The organism is Agaribacillus sp. DX54, from assembly GCF_056858335.1.
Genome location: NZ_JBXEQE010000009.1, coordinates 82,449 through 100,535, shown reverse-complemented (window position 1 = coordinate 100,535; position 18,087 = coordinate 82,449). Strand labels below are relative to the sequence as shown.

Genomic DNA, 18,087 nt, shown 5'->3' with positions numbered 1-18,087 from the left:
CAAAGAAATTAGAGATGTAACTAGGCGAGAAAAGGTCAAAATTGATGTTCAGGCTCCACTTATCAAAGACATTCATAAAAGCGCTGTGATATTTCAGGTCGAAGGAGTTGGTGGCAAACGCGTAGCTTCCCTGTACGAAATGACGTCTTATTATAAGGATCTTTACGAAAACCGTGTTGGATAAAAACGAAGCCTCCTCCCATAAACAGGCCATCGTCACGGTTAACATTAACATAAACCAGGGGGCTCAGCCTATCATACCTGAAATCCCTTCTGTCATACGTGTTTACTTCGGGTTCGCTGCTAGTGAAATCCCTGCTTTCCTTTCCAAAATTTATGATGTTGCCCTCCCTGTTATCGTAAATTTTGTTTTTTCTGGAAAGTCCTCTCACCTGTGATAAATCTATTATTTTGTTCTGACCTTCTCCACCTATAATCCGGATTACAGGCCCTTTATTTACTTTGCCTTCAATTTTAAAAAGGTCATTTCCTCCCAGCCCATAGACGCTGATTTCTTTAGTTTCATCTGTTTTAAAAGTACGCTCATACAACTTTTGGGAGGTAGTGTCATCCTTGGCTTTTTTGAATATCCGAACCTTGGTTTCAAGGTCGTTCATCCGCTCTATTTTAAAGAACTCATTCTTGCGACTTCCTTTGATATTAACGGTGCGGGCGAGAAACAGGTATTGTTGCCTGGCGTAATCTTTCAGGTTATTTCTGTGGGACTTCAATTTCTCGATGACCTCTTCACCATTCAGGGCGTAAATAGTGTCAGGCCAGGTGCTGATGGCTTGTTCTATGGTACTGTCTGTCAGGTTTTTTTGCAAGGTATAGGGCTCTGTAAGGAAGTCCCTGTCAAAATAACGCGCATTAGCGTTAAAACCTGGCACATACCTGTACTTGTAACCAAATCCCTGTAAAGTGGGCAGTGCCCACTTTCTTTTAGCAATATTCATCAGCAAACCCTGACTAACAAAGAATGCCTGGTCGCGATCCCTTGGAATGGGTCTGAAAATGGTTTTTTTATCCTGTTCAAAACTCGCCCATCTCCATTGATCGTCGTGCCGGTCCCAATCTCCGATCACCATGTCGAATAGCCTGGACTTTAGGGTCCATAACTGATCTACCTGATTGTTATTGTTTTTGTAAAGTTGTTGCAACATTTTGGCGGTGCTGTAAATCCTTTTGGCGTTGCCAAAGTTGGGCATGTCCGAATGATCGCCGTCAGGATGGGCTTCAAAAAGAAAAAGTCCGTTGGCAAACAGTTCACTATATTTTCCCAGACGTGGGTCATTGGGCATAAATACGATTTTGGGATTGGTATGGTAGATTTTGGCAGCCCTGGCAAGGGTTGGGATTACCAAAGCCCCATAGGGATGGGAGGCTGAAATTTCATCCTGGACAATATCGGCTGCGATGGTTCCACGCAGGGGTTCGGGCACCACTTTCTCAGTATATTTTTCTATTGATCTCAGCACATATTGCCTGCCGTCGCCTACCTGTAGCCTCAGGGATTTGGTTTGCTGCCCGCCTCCTCGTCTTACCGGGACCAATCCGCCCATTTCCCGGCCCATATCAAATACCGGAACAGTTATTTTTGCTTTCCAGGCCTCTCTGTAGTTTTTACCCAACAACCAGCGCCTTTTCTTGTCATATTGATTGCTGGCATTGGTTGTAACCACACTATCGGAAAAATCAATATCCTTAAAATTCGGAACCAGGTCAGGACGGTATTTTTTTGTGAATAAATGTTTTTCATAGGTTCTTTTTGCCGCTCCTTTTTCATCGGTCTGCCAAATTTCCAGGTTAACTCTACCGTCTTTGTAAAAAAACAACCTTGCATACCCCAGTCCACCATCGGCAAACTTTGCATATCCCTTTCTCTTCACATGATTGGATTTGGAACCCGCCCCGCTTACGATAAAATGTACGCTGTCTTTTAATATGTATTGCATGGAATGCTCGTGTCCGGAGATATAAATAAGATTGGGATACCTGGCAAAGAGTTGAGTAAGTACCTCTCGCATGGCTTTGTATTTAGGATGCCGGATATCCTGTATATTGCCTATCCACTTCCGGTAAAGAGGAAAAATAGAACCAATCACCGGCAGAGGCATATAAAGTGATCTGTTGATAGCAGTTAAAGGAAACAGATGAGCATGAAGATGACTTACCCCACCATGAATCCCATAACTGTAAAGCGGATGATGCGCGGAGAAAATGATTTTTTTGCCTTTGTTTCTCCTGATGATGTCATCAATTTGTACCATAATATCTGCGTTGGAGGCGATATCGCATCCCTCATCTTTCTCCGGTTTTTCCCAGGGGTGCAAAATCCATTGGGTGTCCAGTATAATCATGGTGATTTCATCATTCAGGTTTATTTCTACCGGGCCCGGGCAACCATCGTCCGGAAGAAATATATTGGTGCTGTCCATCAGGGCTTCCGCAAATTGCTCCTGGTTGTTAATGTATTCCCAGCCCGACCTTTTACCCTTCTTCCAATCGTGGTTGCCAGGGATGATAAATACTTTGCCCGCGTAGGATTTTACTACTTCCAACTGGCTGATTAATATATCTTCGGCCTGTTTCCTGGAAGGATGTCCTTTTTCGGGAAACCCTTTTGGATATATATTATCTCCTAAAAATACAACGGCACTTTCTTCATTTTCAGCCTTCAGTTGTTTTGAAAGCATGGTAAGCACGGGATTGCTGCCATTTTTGAAGTGCTTTCCCGCGTCGCCAATAAAATATAGCGTGTAGACAGGTAAGTCTTGGGCGGTGTATGACTGCTGGTTTCCGGAGGCAAGGCAGGTTGGTGTACTGTTTAAAACGAAATAAGAGGCTTGCTATGAGCCCGATAAAACCTCTGAAACCGGTCATATTGACGATAGCATTTAACTTGTCAAAAATATAAATAAATCCATATTAATAGTCATTTGGAGACCTAAAAGAAAACGATAACATAAGCCACGTTGCCATGGCCATAAGGTCTGTACATTTACTTGTTTTTGTTTAACGTAATACAAAATGTCGTACCAACATCCCCTTTCTGGCTTTCTACCGAAATATCTTCACCCAGTTTTTCGGCTGCTTTTTTGACAATATACAGACCTAAACCGTTACCGTTAGATTTAACTGTACCAATGAAATACATGTTAAATATTTTGTCGATTATTTCCTTTTTAATTCCGTCTCCGTTATCTGAAAAAATCAGACTCAGGATTGGTCCGTTTTCTTTAAATGTAATACTGATTTTTAATTTTTCACCCCCCGGCGATGACGCGAACATGAAAGAGTTTTCAATGAGGTAAGTAGTAATTTTGTTGATAATAAACAGGTCGGAAAATATAGAATCAGCGCCATAAATATCCAATTGATAGTCTTCAATATTATTCATTTTTCCGTAATAAGCAGCCTGGTTGGTTATAACACTTTTAAGGGTGTTCATATCGATCTCGGTGAATTGTATTTTATGGTTGTAAATTTCACTGATGCTGATGAACTTTTTTAACATCATATCCATGGCCTGTACCACGTTTTGAACCTTTTTGAACAGATCAAGAGCTTCTTTCTCTTTGACTGTCATTCTGGCTATTTGATCGATACCCATAATGCTGCTGATCGGTCTTCTCAAATCATGAGAGGCCCGGTACAAAAACATATCCAATTCCTTGTTGATTCTCCTCAGCCTGGAAGTTCTCTCACTAATGGTATGCTCCAGGTATTTGTTGATCGATTTAATTTCCTCGTTTTTTTCCTGCAGCATTTCTTTTTGATGGACCATTTGATCATTTACCACCTTCAACATATCGGCCTGGGTTTTGAGCTCTTCCTTTTGTTCAAAGGTCTGCCCCTGCAACATTTCCAACTTAAAAAAAGCACGGGAAAACCTTACGCCCAACAGTGTGGCGCTGAGAAAGAAGAAGCCCAGATAGCCGATGTTAATATACGAAATGAGGCTGTCCCGCTGGGTGTAAAATATAAACATGTGAGAAGTAAACACGATCACGCCCAGTAAAATACCAGCCACTGCGTACCAGAACTCGGGATTTTTGTCTATCATCGATTTTATCACGATGGTGGTTATATAAACGAAATTCACCAACATTACCACAAAGAAAGGTAACAGGTAGTAGGTGAACCATGTATCCGGTGAAAGTAATGTGACGATGGCAAAAGATAAAATCGCCCAAAAGACAAGGGCATTATACCTGGGATATGCGTTTTTTTTAAATATTTTATTGAAATATAAACAGCCTGCAAGAGAACCGAAAAACAGCGAAATGTATTCCAGCTTTGTATTGAACTCCCAGCTCAAAAATGGCATGATATCCACTAAAGGTGCGTAGTGGTCACTGATGCCTCTGTACGCCCAGAAAAGGCAAAAAAAGGCGAAATATAATACGGCTTTATCTTTTCTCCATAAGCTGTATAAAAACAAAAATGCTAATCCCATTAATACCAGACTGGTTAATAACATGGTCTCAGCGATAACCGAAGACTCCTCTCTTTTTACAAAGGTCCTGAAGCATCCGATGGATGGAGCTTTACTTATTCCTCCGTTTTTGTGATAAAAATTGGCAACTTGAATGATGATTTCCGTTTTTCCACTTTCCTGCAGTTTGAAGGGGAGGGTATGGCTTTTCCTCCGGTGGACAGTGGTTGCCCGGTCTGTTCCTACTTTACCACAGGCTACCTTTAGCCGACCGTTGATCCAGATTTTATAACTGGAATATAACTTGGGAACCTTTATAGCCAATAAATCGCCATAGGGTGAAGCGATCACCTGAAGCCTGTAAGTTGCATATCCCGTATTATCCGGTTTTTCGCCATTGACTAATTTACCCTTCCACAAGCCGGGCAGGTTTACCAGGGATTTACCTGGCAGGTCTTCTTTCTGTTGGAAATCTTTTGGTGTTAGTAACTGTTTCCAGTAAAACTCCCAGGGCCCGTTTAACACCAAAATATTGCTTTTGTTGAATTCAAAAGATGTCAAATCAACAATTCCCTCTTGCCCCTTCATATCCTGATTCATCAATCCCAGTGTTATGGAAGACTTTAAAATCAAAAATATGCTTGGTGCGATGCGTATGAATAGTCTGTAACTCCTTTTCATTTTAAGGCCTCTCCAATCATTAGCAGCCAATAAATCAGATTTTTTTTTGTGGATTTTTTTACTGGTTTTTACACCCTGAGCGGAAAATAAGGCGAAACTAATAAAAATTGGTAATTTATCGTTGGAATGGTCTGCTTACTCTTTAAATTATCATCCAGCCGGGTTTTGAGCATTTCCTGGCCGACCATTCACTGATGTGAGTGGTTAGTATTTTCCGACCGTATAGCCTTTTTTTGCGAAATCTTTGAGGGCAGACAAGGAGTTTTTTACCTTATTCTGCCATTCTTTCTGCTTTTTAGGTAAACTACCATGGAGTGTCTCGATATCATAGAGCCGGTCAAATTCGTTACTTTCTTTCAGCAATTTACGGATTTCATTGTTGTAGATTTTCAAATCACTTTTCTTACCCGGTTCTCTTGAAAGCTGCCATATCCTTTTTCTGATTTTTCTGGCATACAGTTCTGCTATGTCAAAGTGCAATTGCTCATGTGCCAGCAATTGTGGCGATTGCGCCAGGGCCCACGATTTAGTCTTGTTAAAAAGTGTATAAACGTCATATTTTATTCTTTTCTTAACAAAATAGGGGACCGCTTTTATTTTAACCATAGAACCGGCGTCACCATGGTACTGATCAGGCCTCGATCCTTTAAAATCTTCCCATTTAAGGGGATTAAACGGCTGCCACTCCTTGTAGATCTGAAAATCCACAGGCTCCTGCACCTTTTGGGCGATCAGTTGATTGGTGATCAAAACCTGAACGGCAGCGAAGAAAAGAATGTTTAACTTATCCATATGCGTGACAGCGCTGTTGATTTTTGCTAACCAAAATTCATGCCTTTTGCAGCATGATCTGAAAAATAATCTAAATTCTGCCAGTAACAATAACTTTTTGATGCATTTCTTTGAAAAATAAATTATTGATGCTTTTTTAGGTAAATTTATTTTTCTCTGTGACCTATATTGTATGCCGCTGATAATTGTACTCCTGGGTATAGTGCTCCTCCTGGTATTAATCATTGTATTTAAACTGAACGCTTTCATTTCATTTATCATCGTTTCGCTTTTAGTGGGTGTTTTTGAAGGACTTCCTGTAATATCTACTGTCGAGGCGATAAAAACCGGCATAGGCAGTATTATGAGTTCTCTGATCATTATTTTGGGATTTGGGGCGATGCTTGGCAAATTAGTGGCCGATAGTGGTGCTGCCTATAAGATCACCACCGGCCTTGTCGCTGCCTTTGGATTAAAGAGAATTCAGTTGGCCCTGATGGTGACGGGCTTTATTGTGGGTATACCTATGTTTTATTCAGTGGGATTTGTGATTCTGGTGCCCCTGGTTTTTACCATGGCAGCCAGTACAGGGTTACCCCTGCTGTATGTGGGCATACCTATGCTGGCTTCACTTTCTGTAACACATGGTTATTTGCCTCCACATCCGGCACCTACTGCCATAGTGGGGATGTTTCAGGCCGATATCGGTACCACATTGATTTATGGAATTATCATTGCGATTCCTGCCATTCTTGTGGCCGGACCACTGTTATCAGGTTATTTTAGCAGGTTTGATGCAAAACCGTTAAAGGCATTTACCGGTACGGAAAATGCTGCCGGCACCTCAGTTCCTTCCCTGGGAAGTAGCCTGGCAGTTGCCTTGTCACCTGTAATTTTAATAGGTTTCGCGGCCCTGGCCAGGCTATGGGTAGCTGAAGGAAGCTTTGCGTGGAAACTCGCCGATATTCTGGGGAATCCATCCATCGCTATGCTGATTGCGGTATTGGCGGCTATTTACTTTTTGGGCATAAGAAATGGTCAAAAAATGACTGAATTGATGGAATCCATATCTTCAGGGGTTTCGGGAATCACGATGGTACTGCTGATCATCGCTGGCGCAGGGGCATTTAAACAAGTGTTAATAGAAAGCGGGGTCAGTGACTACATTGCCGGACTCATGCAGGCATCAGGCTTTTCACCCTTGTTTTTGGCCTGGTTCATTGCAGCGGTAGTGCGGGTGTGTGTGGGTTCTGCAACGGTCGCCGGCCTTACCTCAGCGGGTATTGTAGTCCCCCTGGTTGGAGATCCCGATGTTTCACCTGAGCTGATGGTTTTGGCTATTGGTTCGGGAAGCCTGATGTTGTCACATGTTAATGATGGTGGGTTCTGGCTCTTTAAGGAGTATTTTAATCTTAGTATTAAGGAAACATTATCCACATGGACTGTGATGGAAACGACGGTTTCGGCGATGGGGTTGGTAGGGGTGATGGTTTTGGATTGGGTTGTTTGAAATTGACAGTTGACAATGTTTGGTGGCGTATACTGGGATGGTTTAGGGGGTGAGGTCTGGGTTGATGGTGGGCGGTTGACGATGGTTAGTGGGGATTTTTTTGGGGGGGAATGTCAGGGGGGGATAATTTGTTGTGTGTGGATAGGTTGGTGTTGTGGAGGGATGAAGGATGGGGGCATGGTAACAGGTAGATTAAAGTTGATAATTGATTGACAGATAAATAATAATAATTACATGGAAAATTATAAAGCTGATTCAAAGAGATATGATTCAATGTTGTACCGCCGCTGTGGGGCAAGCGGGATATTATTGCCGGCCATATCGTTAGGGTTATGGCATAATTTTGGTTCGATTGACAGTTTTGAAAAGGGCAGGAGTATTGTCAGAAAAGCATTTGACCTTGGCATTACTCATTTTGATTTGGCTAATAATTATGGGCCGGTATATGGATCAGCCGAGGAGAATTTTGGGCGTATGTTGGAAAAGGATTTAAAACCTTATCGTGATGAATTGATCATTTCTTCCAAAGCCGGTTGGGACATGTGGCCGGGGCCTTACGGCAATTATGGCTCGAAAAAATACCTGATCGCGAGCCTGGATCAAAGCTTGAAACGCATGGGTTTAGAGTATGTAGATATATTTTACCACCATCGTCCCGACCCTGAGACACCTCTGGAAGAAACAATGGGTGCCCTTGACCTGATTGTGAGACAGGGTAAAGCGTTGTATGTGGGCATCTCGATGTACGACAAAGAACAAACCGGGGAAGCCATCGATATGCTGGGTGAACTGGGTACTCACTGCTTCATTCATCAGCCTAACTACAGCATTTTTGATCGCTGGATTGAAGGAGGGCTGTTGGAAGAATTAAAACAAAAAGGTACCGGTTGTATTGTATTTTCGCCGTTGCAACAGGGATTGTTAACCAACAAATATCTTCATGGCATTCCTGAAGACTCGCGGGCGGCCAAGGAGTCAGGATATCTTCAAAAGGATAGCATCACAGAGGAAAAGCTGGAAAAAGTCAGGTTGCTGGACCAACTGGCAAGCGCCCGGGGACAAAGCCTTGCACAAATGGCTATAGCCTGGCTGTTGAGAGATCCCGGTGTAACCTCGGTTTTAATGGGTGTAAGCAGCGAAAAGCAACTTCTCGATAATCTTAGCTCCCTGGATAATTTAGAGTTTTCCACAGAGGAATTTGAGAAGATTGAAAATATATTGGGCGGAGATTAGCTGTAGATTCTTTGTTTCGGAGTTTCCCCGGATGCCAGGTGCCGTGCCAGGTGCTTGCATTAAAAATCCATAATCAATCGCTTTCAATTTCCAGGCCGCCTGTAATTTTTTCGTCCCTTCCGGACGTTCGTTTATTTGCGAATAGTACATGATGTGTATTAATTGACAACTGTCAATTATGAACCGAGTCATACCCAAACCTATCGAGCATCTTTTCAAGCCAATGTTTGGTTTACAGGAGAACTTTCCATGCTTATAGGTTTAGACGTTACCTCTGTGTTTCTCATCAAGTGACTTTTGTCAATAGATTATCTAATTCATATCATTGAAATGCAATACGATATCTGTTTTATTAGACAAATAATAAGTTTCATTAATGAAAACCGACCTATCTCCTGCAAAGCCCTCCTTACTCACTTTTTTACAGTACTTCCTGATCATTGTCTTAATTCTGTATTTTGGTCAGTCGCTGTTGATTCCGGTTAGTTTTGGTTTACTGATAAGTTTTGTGTTGTATCCAATTTGTCGATGGCTGGAGCAGCATAAATTTTCAAGGGTTATGGCTATTCTCACCAGCCTCGTTCTCTTTCTGATCCTGACATTACTACTTGTTGCGCTGATGGTCAGGCAGTTTTCCCTGTTTACGAGGCAATGGCCGGATCTTTACGATAAGGTCATGCTTCTACTGAACGATGCCTTTAAAAATGTCGGCGATTTTTTTAATATAGCCCCTGAAGAAAGAAGAAACTGGCTCCAGACCTTGCTTACCGACGCTTCACAAAAAATCCTGCAGATTTTGCCCAGGACCGTTTACAACACATCAATTTCAACAGTTTTGTTTTTATTGGTGCCATTTTATACCGCCCTGATACTGTATTACCGTAAACTGCTAATGACCTTTTTGTTTCAGATATTTCCGGGTGCAAAACGTCAGCAAGCAATTCTGAGCATTTTGCAGGAGTCCATCATTGCCTATTATAATTTTATTAAGGGAATGGCATTGGTATATCTGATCGTGGGCATATTAAATAGTATAGGCTTAGCCATTTTAGGTATCCCCAATGCGATATTTTTCGGCTTCATTGCTTCCATTCTTACGTTTATACCGTATATCGGCATCACGCTTGGGGCTCTTTTGCCCATGAGCATAGCCTGGCTCACTTACGACTCGATATGGTACCCCCTGGGCATTGTTGGAATATTTGTGGTGGTGCAGGTGCTGGAGGCCAATATTATATTCCCGCTGGCGGTGAGTTTCAAATTAAGGATAAACGCCCTGGCTACTATTACAGTCATCATGCTGGGGGCTATCATCTGGGGTGCCTCCGGTATGATTCTTTTCATGCCTTTTACCGCTATTTTTAAGCTGATTGCCGATAGGGTAGAGGTGCTGAAACCCATTTCTATTCTTCTGGGAACACCTGAGGAAATCGAAAAGGATCATGATGGCGGTTGATGAAGATCATTGAAAAACTGGCTTTTGATTTGGTCATTTTAAACAAAAAGTCATGGAAGAAAAGAATCTGATGAAAGAAATACTGTACCTGAGGGCTGGTTTAACGGCACAGGGTTTAAACAAAATGAGATCAATCGTCGAACATTTTTCAGAGACCAATGCAGATGCCAGGTGTACTTACCGTACTTTTACCCCGTGTGGACCACGATGAAAAAAAACGCCTGAAACGAGAGATTATGGTCACCTGAGCCTTTCAGGTGACTATAACGTAGTCAGCAGTGGTTACTTGAGCGCTAATATCGGCACTTTGCTGTGAAAAGCCAGCTTTTTAGAAATACGTTTCTGGGACAGGTTATCCAAAAACTTGTGTTTTCTGGGAATCAAAGCGATTAAATCGATGTCATTGTTTTGTGCATAATCCTCCAGGCCGGCTTCTATGTTTTGGGTATGAATGAAGTGATATGTATGTCTGACGTGCTTGAAATACTGTTCAAACTTTTTGGCCTCATTAATTTCCGAATCAGATAATCCTGCCTCTTCATCCGGGTCGATATGAACAATATTAATTTCCGCATTAAAAGCTTTTGTGAGCTGGATCAATGTTTGGAGAACGTTTTTATCCTCGATACTTTTATAATCGCCGGCAAAGGCAATTCGTTTTATGTCGCGTATCCGTGCGCTTTCCGGTATGGCCAACACAGGAATCACCGACTCTTTCATCACTGAATATGTGTTACTGCCAATCAAAATTTCATCCAGGCCCCGTGCTCCGTGCGTACCCATTACAATGAGCTTACACCCGGTTGACTCACAAGCACTGAGAATCGCGTTTTTAGTGAGGTCGTGTTTGATTAATATGTCGTGTTCTACTTCCTTTAACTCCTCGGGGGTTTCTTTAAATATGTCAAATTCCTTTTTGATGTTGTCTTTGATGTTAGTAATTGACTCTGAAAAATAAGCCTCTGCTCCCGCATCCATCGATGAAACCGGCACCTGAAACGCATGCATCAGAATCAGTTTTGCATCCATTTTTTTTGCAATCTTTATGGCAAAGGTTAGTGCATTTTTGGAACAAAGTGAAAAGTCTGTGGGAACTAATATTTTGGTATTATGCATTTTTAAAAAGTGTTTAAAAGGCGGCTGTAATACCGCCTTTTATTAATAGTTAATTAATCTTACACTAAATGAACTAATCTTATACTCATTTCAAGATATGGAGATTTGTTTTTTGGGAAGTTTTTTCGCTTCCTCTTTTTTCGGCAATCCCAACTTCAGCACCCCGTCCTGATAATTTGCCTTTATTTTATCCTGATCTACAGAATCAGGAAGCATAAATGAGCGATAGAATGAACTATAATTGAATTCTTTCCGCGTGTAATCTTTTTCCTTTACCTCAGATTCTTCTTTTTTCTCACAGCTAATTGTCAGATTTCCGTTTTCAATGTTGATGTGGAAATCCCTTTTATCCAAACCTGGGGCGGCCAGTTCTACTGTAAACTCATTATCATCTTCTCTGATGTTGGCTGCCGGAACCCTTGACAGCCAGCCGTTACCAACTTCCAGGTCATCATCAAAAAAGTCAGTAAACATTTTTGGGAAATTGGGGAATAGCCTTGAACTTCTGATTAGGTTTGTCATTTTAGTTTCCTCCTATATTTTGGTTTTAAAAATATATTTCAGACAAACTTAACCACCTTTCTATCCAGTATCAATGATGGTAATCAGAAGGAAAAATGATTAAAATCAATAGTGATGTCGTGTATATTTTGGAAAGAACAGGCCTGATTATTATCAATCCCGGTATTGATGAATATCATGGATCGGAGCCATGTGACATGATATATTTGAACACCGATTAAATGGACCTATGAGAATTCACATCATACTGCTGTTGCTGATATCAGCTTCTTTCTCAAATTGTTCGCCAAGAGTTACCATCACCAGGGATCGTGATGATCAGGCCAACTTTTCCCAATATAAGACCTTTTATTGGGGGCCCATGGAAGAAGACAGGCATGAGGAATTTCCTATGTATGATAACAGTCTCAACCGGAAACGGATAAAACAGGCCGTAGCCGGCGAGCTGGCTAAAATAGGTTATGTGATGAATGACATGGCCCCTGATTTACTGGTGGATTTTCACATTGTGGTGGAGTCCAAGCAGGATTACACAACGCATCCTGACAGCCCCTACCGCTATTGGCGTGATTATCAATTAAGCACATACAATTATAAAGTGGGTACCCTGATTATTCACATTGTGGATGCTGATCTAGAGCAGTTAGTCTGGCAGGGCACGGCCTCGGCTGTATTGGATGAAAGACCGACAGAGGTGGAGCAGCGTATTCATGCTACCATAGCAAAAATATTTGAAAAATTTCCATAGCCAGCGGATTCCGGAGGGGTATTGCATGCCAGCCACCGGTTTTCTCAAGGGCTCATAAGCGCGATCTTTTGAAATCTTCCCAACCTGCCATTTTCCACAAAAATTACTTCCCCATGGCCTCCTATGGTCAATTCTATGATATCATCAACCACATCGTGTATCTTTTGCCAATCCTGTCCTTTTCCTTTCTTTAATGATAAAGTCTTTATTTTTCGATCGACATATGCCGATTGACTGAAATCCTTTTCTACCACCAGGGTTTTACCAGTCATGTTACCGGCTTCCTTCCAAATCTGCTCTACGCCGGTGATGGTTTTGCCGACTGATGATAATCTTTCCAGTTTACTGATAACTTCATCATCTTTTTTCTCCAGTAGCCTGGTTACCTCGGGCCAGATTTTCCGGAAAACTTCCGGACCGCTCAAATGATCGAAATTGCCGTTAAGGCCAGCGGCTATGTTGTTACCGTACCGGGATGTTTTTTTGAAAACAGCCTGTTGGTCACCGACTCCCAACAGGATAACAGGCCTCGATTCCCGTTTAAAGTATGGTGCCAGCAGTTTATCCAAATGACGGTAAAATCCCTTTTGTCTTTCTTCCTGAATCGTGGATTCCTCAGACCCGTAATTGCCGCTTACCTTTGGTTTTTGCCGGGCCGGGTATTGAAATTGCTCCTCATAGGACAAGGGGAATGATTCATTGATAACCTCTTCAATGCCCAACTGTTGGGATATAAAAAAACGGGTTTTATTGTTGCTCAATGCCAGCACATAATACCTGGGCATCCGGTTTTTGGTAAAAATCACATCCCGCACTTCAAAACTGTTATCCACCACAACTTTCTTTTTTACCTCAAAAGGGAACAGTATTGTCTTACCCACCTCTTCACCCACGAAAAATCCCACCCCTTCAGCAGCACCGGCAAATGTTTCCGGAGTTTGAAGTTCATCCAGCTTCCTGATTAATCCGCTGATGTTACCATCACTGAAACCGGCCTGTAAAATATTTTTGGCTTCATTGACAGCATTTTTGATCGCCAGCTTATTCTGATTTCTTTCCGGCAGTTGTTTATATAACGGAACGATCACTGAAATACAAATACGATTATCTTCCCCTGGCTTTATTCCCAACAGTTCTTCAACGTATCTTTCGTTTTTCATGGTATTAAAATTTAGATTTGAAGGCCTTCATTCATAGTGTGATTATAAACGTTATGGACAGGCAATTCAATGAGGTTGATTAGGAATGAAAATGATCCTGGTCATTTTCGTTGGCGTACAATAGTATTAAGTTCAGCACCGGATAAATGATTGTGATAGCTGTTACTTATTTGCTTCGAGGCTTCCGGTGATATGCTTTTTTCCGGTAAAAAACTTTACGAAAAAAGGCCTCTGAGTACCTCGTATTTATAATCTATTCATTGTGTATAAATTTGAATGGTCAATAAGCGCATGGTCAAGCCTGAAGTCTCAGAAACATGATAGTTGTGGTATTTGGATTGCCTGGTACAGGCAAAAGCTATTTTGCCGGCAGATTGGCTGAAATCATAAAGGCGGAATATATAAGCAGCGACCGGGTTCGCTTCAAGATGATTAAAGACCGTGCCTATACCGAGGAAGAGAAAATGAAAGTATATGATCAAATGCTTGTGCTCACCAGGCAGTTGATCAGACAACAAAAACGCGTGGTTCTGGATGCTACGTTCTATCGGAAGGAGATAAGGCAAATGTTTGTAGCATTGGCAGCGTCGTTAAACGTAAAAATTTATTTTATTGAGGTGACGGCCAGGGAATTATTGGTCAAAAAGCGGGTGAGTAAAAAAAGAAAAGAAAGTGAAGCCGATTATGAGGTGTACCGGAAGGTAAAGGCGCTGTTTCAACCAATGGTTGAGCAACACCTGACTCTAGAATCCCAGGAGAATAATATTAGAGAAATGTTGGAAAAGGCGGCTAAGTATTTGGGCTGATTTCCGATAAAAGAAAATCAGCCTTTTGATCCGGTGATCTTTTAAGATGATGTCTTCTCCTTGCTTTTGCCTTTGTCCAGGAATTTTTCGAGAAAATCCGGAACCTTTTCGAAAGCGGCAGATAACCCTTTGCTTTTACTGGCAGACAGAAAAGATATTTCATCGCCCTTTGTAACCAGAAATCCTATTGGCTCAATACCTATTCCGGCCCCGGCACCAACGCCTTCGCCCTTTCCTGTTTTAGGCGTATCTCCGCCTCCACCACCACTGCCAAATCCTATGCCAACCCGTATCACAGGAACACATTCAAATTCCCCCAGCTTGAACGGATCCCCGATAACGGTTTCCGTTTTTGCTTCGGACTGTAAAAATGAGGTTATTTTTTCCAGCATGTCTTCAAATTTCATGTCCATCTTTTTCAGTTTTTGGTTTTTAATATATTATTTAAGTAGAAAATATCTTATGAGTACCGGTGCCATTCTTACCAGGCGGTTATTGATTAGCATGTACAAACTGGCATTTCCTTCAAAATTCACCGATAACCGGATTTTATCTTGACTGATCCACATAAAAACCGGTATCAACTGTGCGTTTAAGACATAATTGTCGGTATCGATATCGACCTTTAATACTTCAAGTTCAAAAGTTTTTATCACCGGCCAAACCAGCTTTCGGATTAACCGTGGCAACCTGACTTGAGCCTTCTTTTTTTGCGTTTTCCGGCCAGTTTTTTTTTACGGTCAACCGGACCGACTTTCCTTTCAAACAAATCCTTTTCTGATGAAAAAAAGAAAATGCGGTATTGAAAAAATACACTTTCATCCCGTAAGCAGATGCTGTATTTCATGATTCCTTTTAACTCAATCTGTAATATATTTTCCGGTTGGTTTGTATCAATACAAAGTGTCACAGGTGCTGTCAATACCCATGTAAGACCTAACAGAAAAACGCCCAGGAAAGCAATAAGGATTATCATACGGCTAATTGCAGTTAATATCTCTTTTCTTTAAAGGTAGTTGGCTACCGGAATTTGTGCTATGATTACAATCATAGGCACCATTGATCTTTATCAACAGAATGCCGGTAATACGATGCTAGATTCCGGTAACAACTTCAACCGATACCGGGTAAAAAGATGACTAAAGAGGAAATCAAAACACTTATCGGCACAATGAAAAAGCAAACCGGCCAGGATGTTTCTTTGATAGAAACACATATATCCTGGGTTATTCTGGAGGGCTCATCGGTTTACAAGATAAAAAAACCGATGCAATATTCTTTTTTGGATTATTCAACGCCGGAAAAACGCAGGTATTGTTGTTATAAAGAATTGATTTTAAACAGAAGAATTGCCAGGGAAGTCTATCTGGAAGTTGTGCCGGTTTGTGTCAAAAATGATTCCTATTATATTCAAGCAAAAGAGGGTGTCATTATCGATTATGCGGTAAAGATGAAAAGGCTGGATCAGGATAAGCTGATGAATCATTTGCTGAGAAAAAATGAAGTGGCCCATCACCAGATCATTACCTTGGCCGAAAAAATTGCCCGGTTTCATCATAACGCCGATATCATTGTGGATGCCTTTGCCTGGCGGAGCTTTGATGAGAAGTTTGCCGATTTAGGAGGAATACAGGAATTTGTGACTAAGCATCTTGACGGACATTGCCAGGCTGTTGTTGAGAAAGCCATTAAAAAATCTACCAAATTTTTGCAGTCCCATGCAAATTTATTAAACATGCGTGTGAGGGAAGGATTTCAACGGGATGTACACGGAGATTTACATGCCAAAAACATATTTTTATATGATGACCCGGTCATATTTGACTGTATTGAATTCAGCGACGACCACAGACAGATGGATTTGTTAAATGAACTTGCCTTTTGTTGCATGGATTTGGAGGCTAATGAAAGGCATGATTTTAGTAAGCTATTGCTGGAAACATACCTCAAATACCTGCCTGCCATACGCGATGAAGCGGAAATGAAGCTATTCATTTATTTTAAGGCCTATTGCGCCAACGTAAGGGCCAAGGTCAATGCCCTTCGAGCCAAACAGGAAAAGCACCCCGGGCCATTAAAAAAGATTACCGAAGCGGTAGATAAATACCTTCGACTGATGGACTATTATTTGAATCAGGTCTGATTCATATCATTTGAGTTGTTAACCAATATCATTGGGTTAGGGTGCTCGGTCGGATATCTTTAGGGCAGGATTCTGAATGGCGGAGTGATAGCCGTGTGTGAATTGTTTGAACTTATGAAACTGAATAAAAGGAAACTCACAATCGTATTGTTTTTGTTGCTGGCGATGCTCATTTTGTTTAGTGTCATTAATGGCTTATCATGATCAGGTAATAGTTTGGGTTCGTATTGGCGAAAGTTCTTTGCGCCTTGGTGCCTTTGTGGTTCACCTTTTTTAACCGCAGAGGCACAAAAAACACAGAGCTTTTACCCAATAAGAAGTAATGGGACATTTTTAAAATTGTACAATAACTTCGTCTCGCTTGTGTCAGCAAAGTGTTGAAAAGTGCAGGTTAACCCAGCGCCAGTAAAGCGTTTGCATGAAAACGCGACCGGTTTAGATTCCAGTAATTTTTTATTGATTATCAAAAATTAAAATCCAATTGCATGAAAGTTGCCATTTATGATGCTCATGATTTTGAAAAACCCTTTATTGAAAAGGAAAACCAGGGTAAGCACGAATTAATTTATCTGAATACGTATTTACAGGAGGGTACTGCCATATTGGCCAAATCCTGCGATGCCGTGGCGGTGTTTGTTAACGATACACTTTCAGCCAAGGTTTTGGATGACCTGAAGGCTATGAACATCAATTTTATTGTTACAAGGTCTGCCGGTTATAACCACATCGATGTTGAGCATGCCCGCAAGTTAGGCATATCGGTGGGACATGTTCCTGATTACTCCCCCTATGCCGTTGCTGAACATACCGTTGCCCTGATGCTGGCGCTGAACCGGAAATTAATCAGAGCGCATCACCGTATTATGGATTTAAACTTTTCACTAAATGGTCTTGTGGGTTTTGATATGCATGGCAAAACCGTGGGGATCGTTGGAACCGGAAAGATCGGTGCGTTAGTCGGGCGTATTCTGCACAGCTTTGGTTGCCGGATTCTCTATGCGGACAAGGCAGTCAATCAGGAGATCGAAGACAACTATGGCGGTGAATTGGTGGATGTGGATGAGTTATGCTCAAAGTCAGATATTATTACCCTGCATGTGCCCCTTACAGACGAAACCCGTTATCTGATCAACAAGCGCCGCATTAACCTTATGAAAGACGGCGCAATGCTGATTAACACCAGCAGGGGAGGCCTGGTGGACACCAAAGCAGTAATCAAGGGGCTTAAAACCAGAAAAATCGGATTTCTCGGTATAGATGTTTACGAGGAAGAAGGTGGGTTATTTTTTGAAGATCTCTCTGAGGATATATTGGAAGATGACGTAATAGCCCGGTTGATGACTTTTAAAAACGTACTGATCACCAGTCACCAGGGGTTTTTAACAAAAAATGCGCTCGAAAACATCGCAACCACCACTATACAAATCCTGAACTGTTTTGAACAGGGTATCCCTACTAAATTTGACCTGACTCAATCAGCTACTACTGAAAATATAAATTGAT

General features: G+C 41.6%; 18 protein-coding genes. 9 read left to right on the top strand and 9 right to left on the bottom strand.

The genetic code is table 11. The annotated features are described in order from the left end of the window. Window positions 1-62: 62 nt before the first annotated feature. The 3 genes from AC04NP_RS12245 to AC04NP_RS12235 form a co-directional block, all read right to left on the bottom strand. Window positions 63-2,747: a metallophosphoesterase gene (locus AC04NP_RS12245; protein ID WP_482860134.1), complete on the bottom strand. Its 2,685-nt coding sequence runs from the start codon at window positions 2,745-2,747 to the stop codon at window positions 63-65. Window positions 2,748-3,001: 254 nt separating this feature from the next. After that, complete coding sequence (locus AC04NP_RS12240; RefSeq protein ID WP_482860041.1) at window positions 3,002-5,119, bottom strand: ATP-binding protein; 2,118 nt, start codon at window positions 5,117-5,119, stop codon at window positions 3,002-3,004. Between the two features lie 204 nt (window positions 5,120-5,323). After that, window positions 5,324-5,911, bottom strand: a complete 588-nt coding sequence (locus AC04NP_RS12235) for a DUF922 domain-containing protein (RefSeq protein WP_482860040.1) — start codon at window positions 5,909-5,911, stop codon at window positions 5,324-5,326. A gap of 172 nt (window positions 5,912-6,083) precedes the next feature. On the opposite strand from AC04NP_RS12235, the gene AC04NP_RS12230 reads away from it, so the two are divergent. The 4 genes from AC04NP_RS12230 (at window position 6,084) to AC04NP_RS12215 (ending at window position 10,300) form a co-directional block, all read left to right on the top strand. After that, a complete protein-coding gene (locus AC04NP_RS12230) occupies window positions 6,084-7,400 on the top strand; it encodes a gluconate:H+ symporter (protein WP_482860039.1) in 1,317 nt (438 codons plus the stop codon). A 234-nt stretch (window positions 7,401-7,634) separates the two neighbouring features. Beyond that, entirely contained in the window at window positions 7,635-8,633 is a 999-nt protein-coding gene (mgrA, locus tag AC04NP_RS12225; protein WP_482860038.1) for an L-glyceraldehyde 3-phosphate reductase, read from the top strand. Window positions 8,634-9,009: 376 nt separating this feature from the next. Further along, on the top strand, window positions 9,010-10,089 hold the full coding sequence (locus AC04NP_RS12220) for an AI-2E family transporter (protein WP_482860037.1): 1,080 nt from the start codon (window positions 9,010-9,012) through the stop codon (window positions 10,087-10,089). Between the two features lie 52 nt (window positions 10,090-10,141). Then, window positions 10,142-10,300 (top strand): hypothetical protein, encoded by a 159-nt coding sequence (locus AC04NP_RS12215; RefSeq protein ID WP_482860036.1) that lies wholly within the window; start codon window positions 10,142-10,144, stop codon window positions 10,298-10,300. Window positions 10,301-10,371: 71 nt separating this feature from the next. On the opposite strand, the gene AC04NP_RS12210 is transcribed toward AC04NP_RS12215, so the two are convergent. Both AC04NP_RS12210 and AC04NP_RS12205 read right to left on the bottom strand, forming a co-directional pair. Further along, window positions 10,372-11,205 (bottom strand): universal stress protein, encoded by an 834-nt coding sequence (locus AC04NP_RS12210; protein ID WP_482860035.1) that lies wholly within the window; start codon window positions 11,203-11,205, stop codon window positions 10,372-10,374. Between the two features lie 90 nt (window positions 11,206-11,295). Next, window positions 11,296-11,727: an Hsp20/alpha crystallin family protein gene (locus AC04NP_RS12205; protein ID WP_482860034.1), complete on the bottom strand. Its 432-nt coding sequence runs from the start codon at window positions 11,725-11,727 to the stop codon at window positions 11,296-11,298. Window positions 11,728-11,822: 95 nt separating this feature from the next. Here AC04NP_RS12205 and AC04NP_RS12200 point away from each other — a divergent pair, with 95 nt between their 5' ends. Beyond that, complete coding sequence (locus AC04NP_RS12200; RefSeq protein WP_482860033.1) at window positions 11,823-11,948, top strand: hypothetical protein; 126 nt, start codon at window positions 11,823-11,825, stop codon at window positions 11,946-11,948. 8 nt (window positions 11,949-11,956) lie between these two features. Then, a complete protein-coding gene (locus tag AC04NP_RS12195) occupies window positions 11,957-12,475 on the top strand; it encodes a DUF4136 domain-containing protein (RefSeq protein WP_482860032.1) in 519 nt (172 codons plus the stop codon). A 44-nt stretch (window positions 12,476-12,519) separates the two neighbouring features. Here the strand turns inward: AC04NP_RS12195 and AC04NP_RS12190 are convergent, their stop codons facing one another. Then, on the bottom strand, window positions 12,520-13,635 hold the full coding sequence (locus tag AC04NP_RS12190; protein WP_482860031.1) for a baeRF3 domain-containing protein: 1,116 nt from the start codon (window positions 13,633-13,635) through the stop codon (window positions 12,520-12,522). A 317-nt stretch (window positions 13,636-13,952) separates the two neighbouring features. Here AC04NP_RS12190 and AC04NP_RS12185 point away from each other — a divergent pair, with 317 nt between their 5' ends. Then, window positions 13,953-14,441, top strand: a complete 489-nt coding sequence (locus AC04NP_RS12185; RefSeq protein ID WP_482860030.1) for a P-loop nucleotide/nucleoside kinase family protein — start codon at window positions 13,953-13,955, stop codon at window positions 14,439-14,441. 41 nt (window positions 14,442-14,482) lie between these two features. On the opposite strand, the gene AC04NP_RS12180 is transcribed toward AC04NP_RS12185, so the two are convergent. From AC04NP_RS12180 to AC04NP_RS12170, 3 genes are read right to left on the bottom strand one after another with little or no spacing between them, the layout of a single operon-like run. Continuing rightward, entirely contained in the window at window positions 14,483-14,854 is a 372-nt protein-coding gene (locus AC04NP_RS12180; RefSeq protein WP_482860029.1) for a GerW family sporulation protein, read from the bottom strand. A gap of 27 nt (window positions 14,855-14,881) precedes the next feature. Next, window positions 14,882-15,097, bottom strand: coding sequence for a hypothetical protein (locus tag AC04NP_RS12175; RefSeq protein WP_482860028.1), 216 nt, complete (start codon window positions 15,095-15,097; stop codon window positions 14,882-14,884). A gap of 20 nt (window positions 15,098-15,117) precedes the next feature. After that, complete coding sequence (locus tag AC04NP_RS12170) at window positions 15,118-15,417, bottom strand: hypothetical protein (RefSeq protein ID WP_482860027.1); 300 nt, start codon at window positions 15,415-15,417, stop codon at window positions 15,118-15,120. Between the two features lie 159 nt (window positions 15,418-15,576). Between AC04NP_RS12170 and AC04NP_RS12165 the strand changes: the two genes are divergently transcribed. Together AC04NP_RS12165 and AC04NP_RS12160 are read left to right on the top strand one after the other, a co-directional pair. Next, window positions 15,577-16,584: a phosphotransferase gene (locus tag AC04NP_RS12165; protein WP_482860026.1), complete on the top strand. Its 1,008-nt coding sequence runs from the start codon at window positions 15,577-15,579 to the stop codon at window positions 16,582-16,584. Window positions 16,585-17,069: 485 nt separating this feature from the next. Further along, window positions 17,070-18,086: a 2-hydroxyacid dehydrogenase gene (locus tag AC04NP_RS12160; RefSeq protein WP_482860025.1), complete on the top strand. Its 1,017-nt coding sequence runs from the start codon at window positions 17,070-17,072 to the stop codon at window positions 18,084-18,086. The last annotated feature ends 1 nt before the right edge of the window (window position 18,087 follow it).

Excerpts from the sequence above, each read along its gene's own strand:
- AC04NP_RS12240 (WP_482860041.1), bottom strand. The coding sequence starts at position 5,119 with ATGAAAAGGAGTTACAGACTATTCATACGCATCGCACCAAGCATATTT.
- AC04NP_RS12160 (WP_482860025.1), top strand. The coding sequence starts at position 17,070 with ATGAAAGTTGCCATTTATGATGCTCATGATTTTGAAAAACCCTTTATT.
- mgrA (WP_482860038.1), top strand. The coding sequence starts at position 7,635 with ATGGAAAATTATAAAGCTGATTCAAAGAGATATGATTCAATGTTGTAC.
- AC04NP_RS12205 (WP_482860034.1), bottom strand. The coding sequence starts at position 11,727 with ATGACAAACCTAATCAGAAGTTCAAGGCTATTCCCCAATTTCCCAAAA.
- AC04NP_RS12165 (WP_482860026.1), top strand. The coding sequence starts at position 15,577 with ATGACTAAAGAGGAAATCAAAACACTTATCGGCACAATGAAAAAGCAA.
- AC04NP_RS12185 (WP_482860030.1), top strand. The coding sequence starts at position 13,953 with ATGATAGTTGTGGTATTTGGATTGCCTGGTACAGGCAAAAGCTATTTT.
- AC04NP_RS12200 (WP_482860033.1), top strand. The coding sequence starts at position 11,823 with ATGATTAAAATCAATAGTGATGTCGTGTATATTTTGGAAAGAACAGGC.
- AC04NP_RS12170 (WP_482860027.1), bottom strand. The coding sequence starts at position 15,417 with ATGATAATCCTTATTGCTTTCCTGGGCGTTTTTCTGTTAGGTCTTACA.
- AC04NP_RS12180 (WP_482860029.1), bottom strand. The coding sequence starts at position 14,854 with ATGGACATGAAATTTGAAGACATGCTGGAAAAAATAACCTCATTTTTA.
- AC04NP_RS12215 (WP_482860036.1), top strand. The coding sequence starts at position 10,142 with ATGGAAGAAAAGAATCTGATGAAAGAAATACTGTACCTGAGGGCTGGT.
- AC04NP_RS12220 (WP_482860037.1), top strand. The coding sequence starts at position 9,010 with ATGAAAACCGACCTATCTCCTGCAAAGCCCTCCTTACTCACTTTTTTA.
- AC04NP_RS12195 (WP_482860032.1), top strand. The coding sequence starts at position 11,957 with ATGAGAATTCACATCATACTGCTGTTGCTGATATCAGCTTCTTTCTCA.
- AC04NP_RS12190 (WP_482860031.1), bottom strand. The coding sequence starts at position 13,635 with ATGAAAAACGAAAGATACGTTGAAGAACTGTTGGGAATAAAGCCAGGG.
- AC04NP_RS12235 (WP_482860040.1), bottom strand. The coding sequence starts at position 5,911 with ATGGATAAGTTAAACATTCTTTTCTTCGCTGCCGTTCAGGTTTTGATC.
- AC04NP_RS12210 (WP_482860035.1), bottom strand. The coding sequence starts at position 11,205 with ATGCATAATACCAAAATATTAGTTCCCACAGACTTTTCACTTTGTTCC.
- AC04NP_RS12230 (WP_482860039.1), top strand. The coding sequence starts at position 6,084 with ATGCCGCTGATAATTGTACTCCTGGGTATAGTGCTCCTCCTGGTATTA.